This is a genomic window from Bradyrhizobium sp. BR 1432 (assembly GCF_051547705.1).
GTDB lineage: Bacteria > Pseudomonadota > Alphaproteobacteria > Rhizobiales > Xanthobacteraceae > Bradyrhizobium > Bradyrhizobium zhanjiangense.
Window position 1 is genome coordinate 7509704 of sequence record NZ_JBPUGF010000003.1, and the last position, 18998, is coordinate 7528701.

Sequence of the window (18998 nt, forward strand, 5' to 3'; positions counted from 1 at the left end):
CGCGCGGTGAGCCATCCGATGACGATTAAACACCCCCCTTTCGACCGTGAGTTGTGCAGCTGGCATCCTGACTTGATCGGGGTCGATGATATCGCGAATACCATCGCGCTGCTGAGAGACGAGAATGAAAGGCTCCGTCAAATCGCGGAGCTGCTCAGCGCAGAAACCGAATACATACGCCGATCTCTATTGCCGCCGGATTGGCGTCCTGCCGTTCGCTTGAGAAGCGTTCCTTAAGCCGTCTTGTTTGCGGACCGGTTCGTCAGAGCGACGCTCACGCAAGATCGTCAAGCGAGAAGAAACAATCTTTGGTTCATCGAATCTGATTGGGGGCAATGATGGATGATGTTGAGCAGCAGAAGGTCGTAAGTCTCGATCGGGGACTCTTCTTCGTGAGCTACAAGAGTGCGGACGATCTCGCTTCGCCGCCGCACGTGACGGTTGTACCGACGCAGGGACATGAAGGGCGCATGGAGCTCATCATGCATCCCGACGCAACGGAGCCGACGCTTTGGGAGCCGAATTCGGGCCTGATGGTCCGGGTCAACACACCCGGCACGTTGCAGATTCAGGTTCAGCCGATGCGACCCGGGGGATCGCGCGCGGCCATGGTTCGTATCGAACCAATTCAATCCGGCCGAGCGCCGCTCGGCGCGCAAAATGAGAGCGTGGTCATGCACGCAAATGTTGCAATGGACGGTCTTAAGATCCTCGGCCACGTCGCAGGTCGCGGCGATGTTGTCGTCGCGTCTAATGCTTGGATTGCAGGTCCAACGGCCCCATCGCGCATCGAAGGAATTGCCCTTGAATGGCCGGAGAAGCCGGCGGGTCTCGATATTCGCTATGCGGTCCAATTCCCCATTAGCCAGGCGGGGAGCGGCAAAATGGTGTCGCTCGGGACCTATGCCGGCACGCGTGGACGAGCCTTGCCGATTACAGGCGTCGTGCTGGAAATCAGTGGCGCCGGGGATTCGAGTTCGTGGCGGAAGCGACGTTCTTGAACGCGCCGACCTTGCGCGCCATCGGAAAACGCGTCGTTCTGTCGGGGCCGACCAGCCGCGAGCCTCTGGTTGGCATTCGCATCGGCGTCAACCGGTTAGCAGCCCCAGACAATGTCGTCGTTCCCGCAAAACCGTCACGAAAACCGGTCGGCTCCAGCCGGGTCCGCGTCTTCCGCAGCCGGGCGCGCCAAGAGAGCTCCATCGGCTAGGGCAATCCGAAAATGGAGCCGCGTAGCGTGGGTGAGCGATCGGCTGGGTCGGACCACCATCGCAAGATTCCCGATGTTTCCTTCCTTGTCGGGCCTCACGCGCATATCGCGCTCGAACGCCTCGCAGCCGAGGCGTTGACCACGCAGGAGTTCGCGACGGCGCTCAAATACGCCGATCGACGCATTCGAGTTTCGCCTCCACCAGCAGCTCACTGCTTCGTTCTCCGCGCCGAAGCCGCTTGGAGGCTTGGACTTAACGAAGCTGCGCTGTCCGATCTTGCGCGGGCGCTTCTTGTCGATCCTTACGATGTCGGCGCCAACCGCCGGATGCTGGCGTGGGCTGTCGACGAACGACGACTGGCCGCAGCCGCTCAACTAATACGCCGCGAAGGCAATCCGGCCATCCTTCGAGCTGCCATCGCGGAGCTGCGGCGTGCCGGGGGCCGCCACTGGGCGGCCTGCTCTGTGTTCGACAATCACGTGACGGGCTGGGTCGCCTGGACCAACGCCCTTTCCGTCGAAGTTAGCCTTGCAACCGAAGACGGCACGCTGACGAGCATTCTCGAATCCAATCCGTTTCACCCCCTGGCGAGCGCAGATGTGCAGGCAACAACCTTCTTGGTTCGGCGGCCACCGTCCACTACAGCTCAAATCGTGACGCTGAGATGCGGCGAAGACGTCGTCCAGGTTCGACGCGTGGCGCCCAACCTCACCTCGACGATGAACCTCCGAGCCGCTCGCGAATTCTTCCATCAGAATCGGACCGAACGTCGACCTGCCGACCGTTATTGTCCCCGTCTATGGGGATGCGCGGGCAACGATCGAATGCTTCGAGAGCCTCGACAAGGCAAGGCGTCAACGAAGGACTGGTAAGGACGCCTTTCAGGTTCTCGCCATCGACGATGCCAGTCCGGAAGTGGAGCTGCGGCCCCATCTGAGCGAGCTTGCGGCGGCAGGCAAGATTCGTCTCCTCGTAAACCCGGTCAATCTCGGCTTTGTCGGCGCGATCAATCGGGCGCTGAACGAGATCCAGAGGGGCGACGTAGTACTGCTCAACTCCGACACGCTCGTTCCGCCCGGCTTCGTCGATCGGCTAGCCAACGTGGCATATTCGGCGCCAAACATCGGAACCGTCACACCACTTTCCAACAACGGCGACATCTTTTCATTTCCAACGCCGAACGACGTTAATCCGATGCCGCGCTATGACGAGATTGTCGCAATCGACCGCGTCGCCAGCGCAGCTAATGCGGGGAAAGCGATCGATGTCGCAAGCGGCATCGGATTCTGCCTCTATGTTACACGGGCCTGCCTCGACAGTGTGGGCAAGCTCTCGGACAATTTCGATCGCGGTTATCTCGAAGACATCGATCTCTGCCTCCGCGCGCGGACCAACGGCTTCCGGAATGTTTGCGCGCCGTCGGTCTATGTCGGACATCACGGCTCGAAATCTTTTCAAGAGGAGAAGCGCGGTCTCGTGCTTCGCAATCTTAACTTTTTGGACCAGCGATTCCCGAACTACCGGGAGGAATGCCGCGCCTTTGAAATCGCCGATCCTTTACGGCCGGCGCGCGCTGCGCTCGAGCGTGCGCTGCCATGGCCCGCTGAGCCATCGGTACTAGTTCTCGCGGGAGCGCGGACCTGCCCTGCCGTGACCAACGCGCTGATACGCCATCTGCGCCTGCATGGCGAGCGCACGGTCCTGCTCTCGCGGGACGACAATGTGCTTCACCTCCGAGCTGCCGACGGAGGTTTGCCGCAAACCACGTGTTTGAGGCTCGACACAGAGGCAAATCTCGCCAGCGCTGGCGACATCCTGAGGCGGCTATCCCCAACGCGTGTCGAGATCCTTGAGCCAAACCCGCCGCCGCGGCTCATCGAGCTGATCCGGTGCCTCGATGTTCCGATCGATCGCTGGCTGATATCGGAGAGCATTGGCGAGATTGCTTCCCTGCCCTCCGGCACAACTCCACTTTTCGTTCCCAGCAAAATGGCAAAGGCCTATGCACAAAGCAGGTGGCCCGATCGCAAGATCCTGCTGCATGACTGGCCCACATGTTTCATGACACTGCCGCCAATCTCCGCCAATGACAAGTCCCTTGTAATCGTTCCCTCGACGCCAACGCTCGCATCCCTGCGTATGATAAACACATTGGCCGATCGTCTGTGGCGGCGCGAACCATCGCTACCGATCGTCGTTGCCGGGGCGACCTGCGGCGATGATCGCCTGATGTCACGGCCCAATATCTTCGTCACGGGCGCGATTGCCGCGGACGAACTTGGCGATGTCCTGAGACCGCATAATCCGGGCTGGATCCTCACCGATTTTGAGCAGCCCGTCTTCGGCCATCCTCTCGTCGAGACCGCCAGACAGGCGACAAGGCCAGTCGCCTACCGCGACTGGTCCGGCGGTGCGCTGAAGCCCCGCAAAGGCGACCTCGCCATTTCTGCCATTGTGAACGCGGCAGCGCTTGCCGATCTCGTGGTCGACTGGGTCGCGCGGTCCTGAGTATGTCGCGTCTCTCTCGCCACCCATCCGAATTGTCGATCAGACCAAAGCTCGTCAGCCGGCTTGAGCTCGCGCGCGATGGCACGTTGTCCGGCTTCGTCTACGACGCGCAGGCGCCGGAGCGCCGCTATAGCGTCGAGATTTTGCTCGACGGCCTCGTGTTCAGCACAACCTATGCCGACGCCTTCGTTCCGGAGCTTGCTGAACAAGCGCATCAGGCGAGTTGCGGATTCGCGATCACGATTGAGCCCGATCTGCTGCGCGCCGCACGCACCCTCGAGGCCCGCCTCGCCAATCTCGGCACGCCTGTCGGCCAACCGGTCGATTTGGAGAGCGAGTACGCAAATCGCGCCGATCTGCGCAAGACGTGCCAGTTGCGCTGGCTCGGCGGGCTGCATTTCCAGGGTTGGATCGATAGCGACTCCGCGCTCTTTCTGGAGGCAATCGTCGACGGAGAGGCCGTCGCCCAGGTTAATGCAACCGCCTGGACGCATGTTGGCGAAGCTGCGGCACACCGGAATGCGCGCGCTTTTGATTTCCACGTCCCGCAACGCTTTGCCGACGGCCGCGTTCACCGCGTTTCGTTGCGCAGGGAGGACGGTGAGCCAATTCCAGCGACGGCCGTCTTTGTCGCCTTTCCCGACGGCCTTGCCGGAATGATCGACGCGCTCGGCGGCTACGGTGCCGAGCGCCTGCGCGGCCAGCTGTATGATCAACTGATTCCCGCCTCGCTTCCGTTCTCCGACTACGTGAATTGGCGCGACCGCTTCCCGCTGCCGATCCCGCGAGTAAGTGCCCTTTCGCTCGCGGTCGTCGTCGCCGGCGCCCCCGGCGCAGAGCAAACGCTTGCCGCGCTGCAGACCCAGACCCACGAAAGCTGGACGGCAGGCGTCATTGACGGGGAGCTACTCTCCGTCGACAGCGACGCTCTGTTGGAGTTTCTGGACGGCGCCGCCTCCGATTCACATCACATCGTCATCGCGATGGCGGGTGTGGTGGTCGAGCCGAATGCTCTGGCCCGCATTGCCGCAGCATTCGACGCCTATCCGGATGCGATCGCCCTGTACGGCGACCTCGATTTTCTCGCCGAGGATGGCCGGCTCTGGCCGCTGGCCTTTCCTGCATTCGACTACGAAAGGATGCTGGAGCAAGGCTATTGTGCGCATCTGTTTGCTGTTCGACGAGACGCCCTGCTCGCCGGCCTTGAGGCCCGTCCCGACAATCTTTACCGCCTCTTCAACTGCCTGCTCGATCACGCTGGTCCACGTGAGGACAACATCCTTCATCTGCCGGGAGCACTGGCGACGCTTCCTAAACTCGATCGAACGTATGCCAGCCATCAGCTTGCCGCGGCGAGCCAAATGCACCTCGACGCACGTGCCGTCAGTGCCGATGTCACCCCGCAACAAGTTAACCTCTTTCCTGCGGTTCGAATTGGTCGAGCGATTCCGCGCCAGCGCGTGACAGTGGTCATCCCGACCCGAGATCGTCTCCCGCTCTTGCGCACCTGTATCGACAGCATCTCGCCGGCGGTCGAGTGCTGCCGCGCAGATATTCTCGTCGTCGACAATGACAGTGCCGACCCCAAGACGATCGCCTATCTTGCAGGCTTGGCGAGACGCGGCGTGCGGACTTTGCGGGTCGAAGGTCCCTTCAATTTCGCGAGGCTGAACAATCAAGCCGCAGCAACACTCGACAGTGACGTGCTCTGTCTCCTCAACAACGACATCGAGGCGAGTTCCGAAGACTGGCTCGAGGAGATGCTCACGCGGCTCGCCGAGCCTGATGTCGGTGCGGTCGGCGCGCTCCTGACTTGGCCTGGCGGCGTCGTTCAGCATGGCGGTGTCGTCCTGGGAATGAATTTCGCGGCGACTCACGCCTTTACCGACAAATTCGGTGATGATCCCGGGTTTCTCGACCAGCTCCTTGTCGCGCACCAATGCAGCGCCGTGACTGCGGCCTGCCTCGCAACCAGACGCAGCGACTATCTTGCCGTCGGCGGGATGGACGAGTCGCGCTTCGCGGTCGCCTTCAACGACGTCGACTATTGCTTACGGTTGCGCCAAGCGGGCAAGCGTATCGTTTTCACGCCGCATGCGAAGTTGGTTCACGCCGAATCAGCCAGCCGCGGGCGGGATGATCGCGCCGACCGGCGCAGCCGGTTCGAGCATGAACTTAATCTGCTTCGGGCGCGCTGGGGTGAATGGCTCAACGAGGACCCTACCTACAATCCGCAGCTCTCGCGCGACGGGATTCCCTACAGCGCCCTCGCCTGGCCGCCCGGGCCACGCGCCCCTCGCTACAATCATCTCAAACCGGCGCGCGACGTGCCGTTGGGGTTCTGAGGCGGCGCCTCATCGTCCTTCAGGCCGCCGCGCGCCCCCTTCGCTCGATCCGCCGTTCAGTCACGAATAAACTCGCTGCTGGAGCTGGCGCGCCGGCTCGGCGCGTGCTGCTTTTTCTTGCAAGGCAACGAAATCGTCGAGCTCGACCGATAACGCCTCCTGCCAATTCGGCATGGTCACTCCAAACTGTTTCTTCAGGCGCGACAGGTCGAGCCGTGAATTGCCGGGCCGTATCGCCTTGGTCGGGAAATCGGCCGTGGCGATCGGAATGACGCTTTCAACCTCGAGTCTTAGGCCGCGCGACCTCAGGCCGGCGACGATCGCGCTCGCAAAGCCATGCCAACTGGTCTCGCCGGCGCAGACGAGATTGACGACGCCGCCTTTGCGCGCAAAGAGCTCATTAAGGTTCGACAAATTTGGCAGCACGATATCTGCAATGGCGTTGGCGATCGTCCTCGCAGTGGTCGGCGCGCCGATCTGATCAGCAACGATGCGCAGCTCTTTGCGCTCTGCCGCAAGCCGCGCGATCGTGCGTAGGAAGTTGGCGCCCTTGGCGGCGTAGACCCAAGAGGTACGTGCAATCAGATGCGGACCGCCTGCTGCGCAAATGGCGGTGTCACCGGCGAGCTTGCTTGCGCCGTAGACCGACAACGGCCCCGTTTGACTATCCTCGTGCCATGGCGCCTTCCCGGAGCCGTCGAAGACGTAGTCTGTGGAAAAATGCACCAGCGGTACGCGACGTTTCGCAGCCCATTTGGCGATCACCTCGGGTCCCCCGGCATTGATGCGGAATGCGAGCTCGCGCTCGTCCTCCGCGCGGTCCACGGCGGTATAGGCCGCGGGGTTGATGATGAGATCCGGCTGGAACGTGTCGAGCACCCCGACGAGTCTGTCAGGCTTCGACAGATCGAAATCATTGAGGTTAGGCGCGATGATTGTGCCGAGTCGAGCCAGGACTGGTTGCAATGCACCTCCGACCTGCCCGCCGGTTCCCGTCAACAGTATCCGCATCAGACTTGCCCATACAATGGAAGGTTTTTGATGTCCGCAAGCAGCGGCGCGTCCGCGTCCTTGGCCGAGAGCGACGGCTTTTCGATACCCCAGTTGATACCGATCGCCGGGTCGTCCCAGCGGATCGAAACCTCGTTCTCCGGACTATAGAAATCATCGCATTTGTAGAAAAAGTCCGCGGTCTCTGAGAGCACCAGGAAACCGTGCGCGAATCCCCGCGGAACCCATAGCTGCCGCCGGTTCTGCTCGCTCAACTCGACGGCAACGTGACGTCCGAAATTCGGGCTCCCGACGCGGATGTCGACGGCGACGTCGAGCACCTTGCCCCGTAGCACGGCGACCAATTTGCCCTGGGTAACGGGATTTTGCAGATGCAGACCCCGCAGCACGCCGCAGCGCGAACGGGACATGTTGTCCTGCACGAAGGGCCGCGTGATGCCGTATGTGATGTAACGAGTGAATTGATAGCTCTCGACGAAGAAGCCACGGTCGTCGCCGAAGAACTTGGGCTCGATGATGAGCACTTCAGGAAGCTCGGTCCGGATCACATTCATTTTCGTAGCACTGCGAATTTTTGCCGACCGACACCGGTGTTTCGGCGTCGTCACTAACTTGTACTCTTCACATTATATGTTATGGTTGTGATAAGTAAACTGTGAGGAGCAATGAAAGGCATCATTCTCGCAGGCGGCACCGGCTCTCGCCTCTATCCCGTGACGACCGTCGTCTCGAAGCAACTTCTGCCGGTCTTCGACAAACCCATGATCTACTATCCGCTCTCGACGCTAATGCTCGGCGGAATCAGGGAAATTCTGGTCATTTCCACGCCCCAGGACAAGGCGCTCTTTGAGCGGTTGCTCGGTGATGGCAGCGAAATCGGCCTACATTTTCCTACGCCACGCAGGAGACGCCGCGGGGGTTGGCTGACGCATTCATCGTCGGGCGTGACTTTATCGGCGACGATCCGGTGGCCCTAGTGTTAGGAGATAACATTTTCTACGGGCACAGCCTGCCAGGAATGTTAACAAAGGCATCCCTGCGCAATAAGGGCGCCACCATCTTTGGTTATGTCGTCAACACGCCTGAGCAATATGGCGTGGTCGAGCTCGACCAGGCCGGTCGCGCGCTTTCGATCGAGGAGAAGCCGAAGCAGCCGAAGTCCAACGTCGCGGTCACCGGGCTCTATTTCTACGACAACGACGTCGTCGACATCGCCGCGCGGATCAAGCCATCGGCACGCGGCGAGATCGAGATTACGGACGTCAACAAGGCCTATATGGAGCGGGGCGATCTCTATGTCGACGTGCTCGGTCGCGGCTTTGCCTGGCTCGACACCGGTACGCACTCCTCGCTTGTCGAAGCCAGCCATTTCGTCCAGATCCTCGAGCAACGCCAGGGCCTGCGCATCGCCTGCCCCGAGGAAATCGCGTTGCGACAGGGCTACATCACGGTTGAAGCGTTCGACCGGGTGGCCGCGAAGACCGCAAAGAGCAGCTACGGCGAATATCTACAGTCCGTCGCACGCGCGCACAGAGCGGCCTAATTTGCCGCACGGAGTTGATTGATCATGCGTTTGAAGGGGTTGACCATCTTCGTGACGGGCGGGGCCGGCTTCATCGGTTCCGCGGTCGTGCGCTACCTCCTGCGCAACAGCCACGCACGCGTCGTCAACATCGACAAGCTCACCTACGCCGCAAACCTCGATTCCCTCCCCGGCGCGACCGAAAACCTCCACTACGCCTTCGAGAAGCAATGCATCTGCGACGCCCCGGGACTGCGCCGGCTGTTCGAGCACTATCAGCCCGACGCTGTGTTGAATCTTGCCGCAGAGAGCCACGTCGACCGCTCGATCGACGGCCCCGGCGAATTCATGCAGACCAATATCGTGGGGACGTTCACACTGCTCCAGGAGACCCTACGCTACTGGAGGACGCTATCTCCGGACAAGCGGGCGCGGTTCCGCTTCCAGCATATCTCCACGGACGAAGTGTTCGGCTCGCTTGGCGAGGAGGGCTTCTTCACGGAAGCCACGCCCTACTCGCCCAATTCACCCTACTCCGCAAGCAAAGCTTCATCCGACCATTTGGTGCGCGCCTGGCATGAGACCTACGAGCTGCCGACGCTCCTGACCAACTGCTCGAACAATTACGGCCCCTATCACTTCCCTGAAAAGCTGATCCCGCACATGATCATCAAGGGCCTGGCCGGAGAGCAGCTTCCCGTCTACGGCGACGGAAAAAATGTTCGAGATTGGCTCTATGTCGAGGATCACGCCAAAGCCCTCACACTCGTGCTCGAGCACGCAGCCGTCGGCGAGACCTATAATATCGGCGGCCGAAACGAGCGCACCAATCTCCATGTGGTTGAAAGTATCTGCGATCTCCTCGACGAGATTAGTCCGAGTCAAAGCGGGCGGCGCCGCGATCTCATCACCTTCGTCGCCGACCGCCCCGGCCACGATCGCCGCTACGCGATCGACGCCTCGAAGCTCGAACGCGATCTCGGCTGGCGCGCGGAGGAGACTTTCGAGACCGGCATCCGGAAGACCGTGCACTGGTACGTCGATCAACAGCCGTGGTGGCAGGCGATCCTGGAGCGCGGATATCAGACCAAGCGGGTCGGACTCGCCCAGTAGGTCTGAAAGAGGCGGCATTCTGCCTCAAAACCCGGCGTTTTCTCAATCGAGGACGAGATGCACAACACCGAGATCAACAAGATATATGAGACCTATGCGCCTCTTACCGACCAGGAATGGCGGTCCGATCTGGTCAGGAGCATCAGAGAGCCTTCGATACGGGGCATCGCCTTCCCCTCATTTCCGTCAGCGGACCTGCAGCGCCATCTGCAGGGAAACTCGAATGAGATGGCGATCAGAGGTGCGCTCAGCTTTCGCGAGCACTGCGTCGGCGTCTTGAACGCCAACGGCGCCTCCCTCTCCAAGGACAGCATCCTGATCGACTTTGGAACCGGCTGGGGCCGCATCGCGCGCGCTTTTATGAAGGATGTGCCCGCGGCGAACATCTACGCGATTGAACCGTTCGACTTCATCGTCGAAGCGCGCAAGGCGAACAGCTATATCAGCTTCGTCAAAACCGATCCGTTGCCACCGCTCCCGTTCCGTGACGGATTTGCGACCCACTTCGTCACGTGGTCGACTTTTTCACACTTTAACCAGCACTATTTTGATCGGTGGATTTCCGAAATTGCCCGCATTCTCAGACCAGGTGGCATTTGCTTCATAACGACTCTCGGCATTCGGTTCTTGGAGGACCTGAAGGAAGCACACCGAAAAAAGATCAATGGTCAAGAGATACACTTCTGGATAGATCTCATTCTGAAGCGGCTTCCCCATGACGCGATCGACACCGCAATAGCGGAAGTCAGGTCCGGCAATTTCTTTTGGCTGCCCTCGGACTCAGTGGCACGCAGTGAGTTTGCAGAATGCTTCGTAACGGACAGATATCTCTCCGATAAGTTCTCCAATCTATTCGCTGTCATCGACTATGCTGATCACGGACAGTTAGCCCAAGATTGCATAGCACTGAGACGAAAGTAGAGCGTGGTGCCGCAGCTCTCAAAAGACGTTTTCGAGGGAGACGACGGCCATCTCTTCCTGGTCGGTGGCAGCAACGACGTCGCACGTCTTTTCTCCGAATCCGACCACAATCTCCAATTGATCTGTTCTGCATGGAAAGCTCTCCTGACCAGCAGAAAGAGAGCTGCTACGGATAGAGGAATCAAATATCTTCATTGTTTTGTTCCGGACAAACTCTCGATTCTCAGGACGAAGGCACTCGCCGTCACAGCTCAAATGAGATTTCCAGCCGAAATCCTGGAAGAAAGCGATGATGCCGAGTTGCGCGGGATCTTGGTGCCGCTAACCAAGTATCTCAGAAAGCAGGCAGGCAACTACGAAGTATTCCATCGGACCGATACTCATTGGACGGTGGAGGGCTGTTTCAGCGCCTATCAGATGCTGTGCTCTTACATGGTGATACCGCAAAAGGCAGATCTGATCATGCGGAACGCACCAGCCCGCGAGGGTAGCTGGGATCTCGGCTCTAAGTTGACGCCAAAACGGTCCGAGACGATCCGGTTCGGACGTTTTGGCATCGGAGCATCCCGGGTCGAGGCCAACGATATCGTGACCGCGCGTGAAACCGCCCAAGTGCCGAACGATCTGTTACTGCACGTCGGATCGATCGTCGAATATCGCAATGAAAGACACCCTCTGGCGAAAGTGCGGATGCTCGTGTTCGGTGATTCCTTTTTTGAGTATCGGCCTCATATGCTCACCGGAATGTTTGCCGAGACCGTCGATGTCGTGATGTTTGTCTGGTCGGCCGCCATCGACTGGAAATTGGTCGACGAGTTCAAGCCGGATATTCTCCTGACAGAGATTGCGGAGCGATTTGTCCGCGTCATACCAATGGATGACATCGATATCAGGCGCCATGCAACCAACAAACTTCAGTCTGTCTTGCGTTCGCAGTCCGAACGGAGAGCATCATGACCTGAAACGGGAACCGCGCATGCCTCCAAGCGTGGAACAAACTCCCGTGGCGCGAGTTCTTGTCCCTCACGTCTACGAGTTCGTGTGCAGCTTGTTCTGGAACGATCAGCAGCTGCGTGGATGTCCTCCGAGGCAAATGAATGGCCCCACCTATCTGGTCGTAACAGTAGATGTCAGCCATCTCGTACATATCAACGCGTCGGACTCTTCTGCGAGCGTTTCTCGCCAGCCTTCTGCTTCCCACCCGCAGTTACGCAAGAACTCGATGCCCTATCTTCGGAGCCATAAGGTGGGACGCACAATACTGCGACACGAGGGGGGAGCCCTGTTATGAAGAAGAAAAAGCTCTGAGTCCCCAACGCTGGCAGTTTCGTGCGCCGCTCCATAGCCGTCTGACTGATTCCAAAACGTTGCAATTCAACGCTACCGAGGCCTCGTTCGACCAAGAGATACGGGTCGCTCATGCGGCCGGTCTCGGCTATTGGGCATATCTAGCGTACGGCAGCGATGGTAAACTGGACCTCGCGCACTCGATGATGCAGGGGCTGAAGTACCATCGTCGAAGCGGCATTGCCGATCAGATGAACTATTGTCTGATAGCGACCTTGGACACGCTAGGTCGCGCTAACGGATTCGACGAAGCGACAAAGCGCATTCACGGTCTCTTTTCGGACCACAACTACCAGAGAACGCAAGACGGCAGACCGCTTCTGTTCCTCTACTACCTCGATGCCCTATTGCCCTCATACTGGAATGGTTCGCTCGCCGAACTCGGGAAATCGCTGTCTCACCTGCGAAATCAGGCGACTTCTTCGGGTGGTAGAACTCCCTACATCGTACTTCTGCACACACCACCTGCTACAGCTGAAACGATCCGAAAGCAGATAGGCGCCGATGCCGTTTCGGCATATGGGATAAATTTCGGGCCAAACAGGTCTGGCACTTATCCCGAGCTCCAACGACACGTAGAACAATATTGGGAACATGAGTTGGCCCACACCTCGGGCAGTGTGGTGCCGACCGTCATGGTCGGCTGGGATTCGCGACCGCGAAAGGAGACCCCTCCCGCTTATGACAAACGGGATTACACGCGCATCGACAAGAGTGCGCATGTCGCGATCGCAACCCCTAGCGAGTTCTCTTTCGCCTGCCGACAGGCGTCGCGCTTCATGTCGAACCATCCGGATCGATGCCCCTATCAGATTGCGCTGATCTATTCCTGGAATGAATACAGCGAAGGTGGAGCACTGGCCCCGACCTTGGGTGATCCGTCCGCCTCAATGTTGAGAACCGCGAGCGAGGTTCTGAAGGCTTGTCGCGCGGGAGAGAACTAAACATCACACGCGCTCCAGGTCCAACGACGGCACCCGCGATCAGCCTCGGCCTTACAAATCAGATCGTACGATAGCAACAACTTGAAAAATATTGGGTAACGCGTCGATGTACCCGGCAAGGAAGCGGTCACTCGTCACTGCAAGCACACGCTTTCCGCTTATGACCGGCTGTTCGATCTGGAACGACGGATCAACCGCAATGGCACCGCACGGCATCATTGCCATGACACCATTTTGGTATCTCAGTCTGGAGATCCCGTTCAACCATAAGGGACCACGATAAGGCTTTACTGATTTGTACTTGATGCCGGAATGAGTGATCAGTGCATCGGTCACTCTGGACGCGCTTACATGCCCGCTGCAGTCCCGGGATCTGAGGCTAGAGACGGTCAGTTCCTGACGATGAGTTTGTTAGCCGAGAGAAATCGCGTGTATGCTGGATAGAGCCCTTGATAGCGTCGCGCGAGACTGCCGAGCCCAACACGACTATAGAGTTGCGCCACATCAATTTTATCAAGATCAACGATGGAGACGAATGGCATACCCAGGAACCGACACATATCCTCGGTCCTTGTATCGTGACAGATGACAAGAGCAGGAACGCCGCGTTGTAGAGCGGCCATGCAGCCGTGAAAGCAACTCCCGAACACGAAATCATAGTTCTGAACGGTATCGAGCCAGTCATCCACGTCGAAAAAGACCCGCACGTGATCGGCCGCCCACTTCCGCACGTCGACCTCGGGGGCGACGTTCGCCAAGAATGTTGAAATTTCCTTCAACGCTTCTTCAGAATTCCGAGCCTGCTTGTCTGCCAACCTGATTTCGGCCTGCTCGCTTTGAGCAACGAAATCCGCTTTCCAGACTATTCCCGTGCCGTAGATTTCGCGCACGAGCCGGAGCATCCTTTCCTTGTCGAACGAATGACCGACGACGTCTCGCGACGCGTTGATGGAAAGGCGCTTGACCTCTTCAAACGGCCGCCGAGGGATGTTCATGCCGTGAGGTCCTCCCATGTAGTAGGAAGGGCATCCGGTCACAGTCACATTGTGCACACCGCGAAGCGCGAGAACTTCTTGGGTGTAGGGGCCGCGAACGCCGATGCTGACGGCTCTTTCGGCAATAACTTTTACGAACCGCTCGGTGCCAGGCATCAAGCTTATGTTCGGATCGTAGTTGTTTGATTGAGCTCCGAGACCAACTACCGCCACCGGCAAGTCGGCGCGCTCGATGTATTGCGCCATGCCGCCCAAATCGAATTGTGGAAACAGAAAGTTGGCCGCCGCAACGGCAATCATGTCGAAGCGCTCATGCACTTCCCTGGGGTCGATACTGTGATCCCACGAGAGGTCGTCGTAGACGATACGATCAAGCAGCCCGCGCGCAATCAACTGGTTCCCGGTATTACCTCCGGTCTTCGCCAATTTTGACATCGGATCTTCGCCAACTTCCGCAGAAAAGCTCGGCGTTGCTCCAAGCAGAAAAATTTTCACTGTGCTCCTCCGGAGGCGATATCGATCCTAAACCAATCTGTAGCGCGCTTATTCCCACCCATATTGCTCTTGACCACCATCATCCAAATAACTTTGCGGCCACAACAAGGATCGTCACCGTATCTTCATCCTACCTTCCCCTGATCGCTGATTTCCATTGCGCCGCCTCTCCCTCGTAGTCAGCCGCCGGCGATCGCCCTTCGCCGCCACCAATTGAAAGAAAGTGTGCTTCCGCAGATTTTACTCGACCATCCCTTACGGCTGCCGCGACGTCGGGATATTTGCCGAGATACCATTCGGCATCCACGGCTGGCCCTCCTCCACGGCGGCCCTCAAAGTAGCCGAAGCCTATGTAGTGCAAGTGTGCACTCTCGACCTCCCCACGAGAAACCGCTTTTGCGACGTCGGGATTCTCCCGCAAATAACCGTCCCCGTCGAACTCGGCAGCGGCTATGGCGATCTGTAACAACAGCTTGAGCAAGCCTGCCGGCACGTTGACATGGCCGGAACCATCCAAAGCGGATTTGTCGAGGTTTAACGCGCTCATCAACGATTCAGCAGAAGGTACAAACATCAAGTCACCCCAAAACGCCCATTAGTTGCAGTCACCACGATCACCTTTCGCCCGCAGCGCGCGACGCAGCTTTTGCTGTCCGCTTCGGCTTCTCAGCGTCGGCGGCTGTTGCCAGCAATTGCGCCGACACTTCCTGGAGATAGGAGGCCTGGGCTCCGAGTTCCCGCTCGCCAAAGCCGATCCGCTCCCGAGCCAGACGGTGTATGGCGTCGATCTCTTCGATGTGCTTTTGCGCTTTCAACGAATGGGTGACGCTCGCCGCATGGCGGCGGTGAACGTTGAGTGGATCCGCGATATAGGCGATTTTCGCGCCCTGAACCTCAAGGGCCTTGAGATAGAGCAGCCAATCGCCAGCCATCCGGAATTCACTAAGACGGTCATGGCAGGCATTGAGCGCGCGCAACAACGCCTCTCGGCGCCACAGGACCGAGCTGACATTCAGGATCGTATTCCGGACGCCGAGGTAGCGGGCCACGAAATCGCGACCATCGAACACCTCGGTCCGCGACAATGCGCCTGGCTCTATTGTAGCGTAATAAGGCTTATAGCTCGCATAGAGATGGGCGCCATCGGCATCGATGGATTTGGAGTCGGTGAAGCCGAACGCGATGTCGGGGTCACCGCTCATCAGCGCCAGCAGGCTCGAGATGAAGGTCGGCTCCGAGAGATCGTCGGCCTCAGCGATCCAAAGGAACTCTCCCTTCGCCATCTCTGCAGCCTTGGCCCATTGCGCGAACACCGAGCCGGAATTCTGTTCGTTGATCACGAGCGTCAGATCGCGCTGGCGCTGATCGGCAAGCTTCACGATGACGGAAATGCTGTCGTCGGACGAGCAGTCATCGAGCACGATGACCTCCTCGACCGGATGGTTCTGGTCGAAAATGGTGTAAAGCCGCTCCGGCAGGCAGTGCGCGTAGTTGTAGTTCGGCACCGCAACCGACACGGTGGGTAGTGACGGAACGGCAAGCCGCCAGAGATCGCGGACATAGTCCGCAAATGCGAACTTGGTCTGAATGATTTCCGTCATGCGAGTACGCTCGGCGTCCGATGGCGTCGAGCGCAGAAGGTTCTCCACGGCCTGCGCCATCGCCGGCACATCGCAATAGGGTACTACGCGACCGACGTTCTCCTTGAGAAGGAAGCCCGGGATACCGCCAGAGTCCTGGAACGCAACGACGGGCACGCCGACGCTGAGCGCCTCCAGCGCCACCGTCGGAAACGGATCCTCGCGCGAGGTCAGCGCGTAAACGTCGGACGCGGAATAGAGGCCCTGCATGTCCGAACGATAACCGGCGAGATGAAAGTGGCCCGTGGCCTCAGCACGCTTGATCTCCGGCCCCAGCCATTCCTGGAGGCTTGGATCGATGCCGCCGGCCCAGCAAAAATGGACATTTTCATTGTGTCGTCGCACCAAGTTCCAGACTTGCAGAAACAGATCAAAGCCTTTTCGCAGGTCGGCATAGCCGACGCCGAGCACCATCTTGTCGGCAGCCGCAACGCCAAATTCCTTGCGAACGAGCCCGGCTTCCGTCGGCGCCGGCTCGATCTGCTTGTAACTGCCCTGCGCGCGAATGAGGAAACGCTCATCGGTCCCATCAAGCCCAAGCGCTTCGACGAGCTTGTCGCGCACGAAATCCGAGGCGAACACCACACGATGCGCACTCCCAATCGCCGCCCGCGCGAGCTCTTCCAGGTGCTTCTCGTGCAGGATCCGCGGCAATTCGTCGGACCAGGGAAACGGTCCGAAAGCCCATTTCGACGAGGAATTTTGCGGCGCGACCGCTCGCGGCCGTGTTGGCGATCGCCGCTGTAAAGCCCTTTTCTCGAAAATGTCGTAGGGTCGCAGGGATCTCGGAAGCCTGCTTGAGTACGGTGAGCGGCGCGACCGAGGCGTATTCGGCTTCCATTGCTCCGCCCTGAAGCAGCAGAAAGTCGATCTCGATATTGAAGCCGCTGCGCAGCGTCTTGCCGATGTTCAGCAAGAGATGCTGCGCGCCGCTGGGGAACGCATCATGTCCAACCAGCAGAATCTTGGGCACTGACAGGTCGCGGGTCAGACCAGTGGCCGCGCGCGCGGTGGCATTCAGGTAAGCCGAACCGAAGTGGAGATCGGGCTCGAGATACGCGCCCTCGCACCATTCGTTCCAGGCGTTGATACAGACGAACGATTTACCGAAAAAGGTGTGGGTCTGCGCTTGCTCGACCAGCGCCGACAACCACGCCTCGTATTTCTGCGGGGTCGAGCCCTGGATCACGAGGCCCGAGCCTTGCCGGCGCGCATCGTTGTCCCAGCTCGGCACCACCGTCTTGATCAGCGGAAAATTCGGACGCGGCTCGTCAAGCGAATATTTGGCGACGTCGTCGTAACTGTAGATCTGCCCCGCATAAGTATCGTCCAGGATCTTGGCTTCGGAGTTCACCAGCGGCACGTATTTGGTAAGCTTGTGCGGCGGAAATTCGATCGCGCCGTCCATGCCGTTAACAGTTGGATCGTAATCATCAAAACTCTGGCTCATGATGATGATCGGATCTTCGTTGAATTTCTTCGCGAAGATCGCGCGCCAGCGCGCGATGACGTTTGCCGTGTCCGGAATGAGGCGCGGCCGATAGATCATCAGGAGCGGACGGCCCTGGACACGGATGTAGCGTTTGTCCTTGAAGTGCCGATTGAAGTCCGACAACAGGCGCTCGTCATCGTCGGACAGGTAGTCCTGCGAAATCAGGACCTCGCCCTCCATGCCGTCCCACCGCCGCGTCCAGTTCTCGTTGGCCCACATCAGGCAGAACGGCATGTTGATATCGCGCGTCTTCAGGAATTGCTCCAGCGGCTTTTCCAAGAGGCGCCTGCCGTTGAACCAGTAGTAGTAATAGACGAAACCGTGGATGCCCGCCGCCTTGGCGAACTTCGCCTGCTTGCGCATGGTTTCGATGTCGGCGAGCGAGTAGAAACCCAGGTCGCGCGGAATCCGCGGCTGGTAGTGATCCTTGAATCGAGGTATGCCGCGCGCGATGTTCGTCCACTCGGTGAAGCCGGTGCCCCACCATTTGTCGTTCTCAGGGAAAGCGTGAAACTGCGTCAGATAGTAGGCCAGCACCTTGGCGCGCGGTTTTGCGCCGGCCGGCAATGGACGCAGTTCCTCGAACAGCGAGCTCGGACGGGTGAACCGCTTGATCTCGGCTGGAATCGTGGCTTCGTTCTCCGGAGGTGACGGATAGATGCCATCCTCGTGGCGATGCTCGAGATAGTGCAGAAGCGGATTCTGGTCCGTCTTACCCCTGAAGTAGCGCTGAATGTAGAACTTGGTGTCGAACTCTGCCGACGGGTTGCGCCCTTCCTTATAGCCATGAAAGATGAAGTGCTCGAACGGATCGACGCCGGCCGCTGCAACGTCCTGATAGGTCTGACGATAATATTGCGCGTCAAATTCCGGGATCGGGCTGAAGGGGCCCAGGCGGTTCTTCAGATAGTGTGCGAGCGGGCTCTCACCTTCCGGAATGCCGTACTTCTCCCGATACCAGGCCGGCTGAAAATAGGGGCTTGGCCGCCGCCCATCGCGCTCGCCGACCGTCGCATAGTGCAGGAACGGATGCGCCTCCGCGTCCTGCACATCGGGATAGGTTGTGACGTACCAGATCGGGTCGAAGATCGGATTTGGCTTACGACCTTCCCTGTAGCCATAGAGAAAGAAATGCTCGAACGGATCGGCGCCGACCGCGATCACGTCCGGATAACTCGCGGCGTAGAAATCCTCGTCGAACAGACCGAGGCCCTTGAGGGTGCGCGCGGCATCTGCAAGGTCGACGGCTGGCGCTGGCTGCTCGACCTCGCGCGGCGGCTCCGTCTGCCTGCTCGCCGGTCCTTCGGCGGCGAGCTCCTTCGCAGAACTGTTTACTTTTGTGGCGCCCGGCTCTGACCTGGATTGCAGCCTTGCGGCAGCACTGCGCCTTGCCCGAGGTTCTCTCTGACCGGCGTCGCGCGCGAGCTTCGAAAGGAAATCAGCCATTGTTACTC

16 protein-coding genes and 2 pseudogenes are annotated in these 18998 nt (G+C 59.2%); 11 read left to right on the forward strand and 7 right to left on the reverse strand.

The features are described from left to right. The first annotated feature begins 335 nt into the window (after positions 1-335). The 6 genes and pseudogenes from ACSKB8_RS36520 (at position 336) to ACSKB8_RS36545 (ending at position 6064) form a co-directional block, all read left to right on the forward strand. Positions 336-1001, forward strand: a complete 666-nt coding sequence (locus ACSKB8_RS36520) for a hypothetical protein (protein ID WP_438109377.1) — start codon at positions 336-338, stop codon at positions 999-1001. Continuing rightward, positions 980-1210 carry a hypothetical protein gene (locus tag ACSKB8_RS36525; protein WP_438109378.1) on the forward strand — a complete coding sequence of 77 codons (231 nt, stop codon included), beginning with the start codon at positions 980-982 and terminating at the stop codon, positions 1208-1210. The genes ACSKB8_RS36520 and ACSKB8_RS36525 overlap by 22 nt, the downstream gene beginning before the upstream one ends. A gap of 27 nt (positions 1211-1237) precedes the next feature. Continuing rightward, entirely contained in the window at positions 1238-2083 is an 846-nt protein-coding gene (locus ACSKB8_RS36530; protein ID WP_438109379.1) for a tetratricopeptide repeat protein, read from the forward strand. Beyond that, a pseudogene (locus ACSKB8_RS36535) lies at positions 2031-2609 on the forward strand (glycosyltransferase family 2 protein); the annotation flags it as partial. The gene ACSKB8_RS36530 and the pseudogene ACSKB8_RS36535, both read left to right, overlap by 53 nt. Before the next feature lie 252 nt (positions 2610-2861). Beyond that, the gene (locus tag ACSKB8_RS36540) at positions 2862-3719 is read left to right on the forward strand and encodes a hypothetical protein (RefSeq protein ID WP_438109380.1); all 858 of its coding nucleotides are present in this window, start codon (positions 2862-2864) and stop codon (positions 3717-3719) included. A 143-nt stretch (positions 3720-3862) separates the two neighbouring features. Further along, a complete protein-coding gene (locus tag ACSKB8_RS36545) occupies positions 3863-6064 on the forward strand; it encodes a glycosyltransferase family 2 protein (protein ID WP_438109381.1) in 2202 nt (733 codons plus the stop codon). A 60-nt stretch (positions 6065-6124) separates the two neighbouring features. Here the strand turns inward: ACSKB8_RS36545 and rfbD are convergent, their stop codons facing one another. Together rfbD and rfbC are read right to left on the reverse strand one after the other, a co-directional pair. Further along, positions 6125-7075 (reverse strand): dTDP-4-dehydrorhamnose reductase, encoded by a 951-nt coding sequence (gene rfbD, locus ACSKB8_RS36550; RefSeq protein ID WP_438109382.1) that lies wholly within the window; start codon positions 7073-7075, stop codon positions 6125-6127. Then, on the reverse strand, positions 7075-7629 hold the full coding sequence (gene rfbC, locus ACSKB8_RS36555; protein WP_438109383.1) for a dTDP-4-dehydrorhamnose 3,5-epimerase: 555 nt from the start codon (positions 7627-7629) through the stop codon (positions 7075-7077). Before rfbC ends, rfbD begins: the two co-directional genes overlap by 1 nt. A gap of 111 nt (positions 7630-7740) precedes the next feature. On the opposite strand from rfbC, the pseudogene rfbA reads away from it, so the two are divergent. From rfbA to ACSKB8_RS36580, 5 genes and pseudogenes are all read left to right on the forward strand, one after another. After that, positions 7741-8618, forward strand: a pseudogene (gene rfbA, locus ACSKB8_RS36560) (glucose-1-phosphate thymidylyltransferase RfbA). 24 nt (positions 8619-8642) lie between these two features. Continuing rightward, positions 8643-9710, forward strand: a complete 1068-nt coding sequence (rfbB, locus tag ACSKB8_RS36565) for a dTDP-glucose 4,6-dehydratase (RefSeq protein WP_438109384.1) — start codon at positions 8643-8645, stop codon at positions 9708-9710. 57 nt (positions 9711-9767) lie between these two features. Further along, positions 9768-10631: a class I SAM-dependent methyltransferase gene (locus ACSKB8_RS36570; RefSeq protein WP_438109385.1), complete on the forward strand. Its 864-nt coding sequence runs from the start codon at positions 9768-9770 to the stop codon at positions 10629-10631. A gap of 3 nt (positions 10632-10634) precedes the next feature. Continuing rightward, on the forward strand, positions 10635-11588 hold the full coding sequence (locus ACSKB8_RS36575) for an alginate O-acetyltransferase AlgX-related protein (protein ID WP_438109386.1): 954 nt from the start codon (positions 10635-10637) through the stop codon (positions 11586-11588). A 410-nt stretch (positions 11589-11998) separates the two neighbouring features. Beyond that, positions 11999-12922, forward strand: a complete 924-nt coding sequence (locus tag ACSKB8_RS36580; RefSeq protein ID WP_438109387.1) for a hypothetical protein — start codon at positions 11999-12001, stop codon at positions 12920-12922. Positions 12923-12973: 51 nt separating this feature from the next. Here the strand turns inward: ACSKB8_RS36580 and ACSKB8_RS36585 are convergent, their stop codons facing one another. The 5 genes from ACSKB8_RS36585 to ACSKB8_RS36605 all read right to left on the reverse strand — a co-directional run bounded on the left by ACSKB8_RS36585 (position 12974) and on the right by ACSKB8_RS36605 (position 18990). Beyond that, positions 12974-13258, reverse strand: a complete 285-nt coding sequence (locus ACSKB8_RS36585) for a hypothetical protein (protein ID WP_438109388.1) — start codon at positions 13256-13258, stop codon at positions 12974-12976. 53 nt (positions 13259-13311) lie between these two features. Beyond that, positions 13312-14412, reverse strand: coding sequence for a polysaccharide pyruvyl transferase family protein (locus ACSKB8_RS36590; protein ID WP_438109389.1), 1101 nt, complete (start codon positions 14410-14412; stop codon positions 13312-13314). A 130-nt stretch (positions 14413-14542) separates the two neighbouring features. Further along, a complete protein-coding gene (locus tag ACSKB8_RS36595) occupies positions 14543-14986 on the reverse strand; it encodes a hypothetical protein (RefSeq protein WP_438109390.1) in 444 nt (147 codons plus the stop codon). Between the two features lie 40 nt (positions 14987-15026). Next, positions 15027-16637: a glycosyltransferase gene (locus tag ACSKB8_RS36600; protein ID WP_438109391.1), complete on the reverse strand. Its 1611-nt coding sequence runs from the start codon at positions 16635-16637 to the stop codon at positions 15027-15029. After that, positions 16582-18990, reverse strand: a complete 2409-nt coding sequence (locus ACSKB8_RS36605) for a glycosyltransferase WbsX family protein (RefSeq protein WP_438109392.1) — start codon at positions 18988-18990, stop codon at positions 16582-16584. Before ACSKB8_RS36605 ends, ACSKB8_RS36600 begins: the two co-directional genes overlap by 56 nt. Positions 18991-18998: the final 8 nt, after the last annotated feature.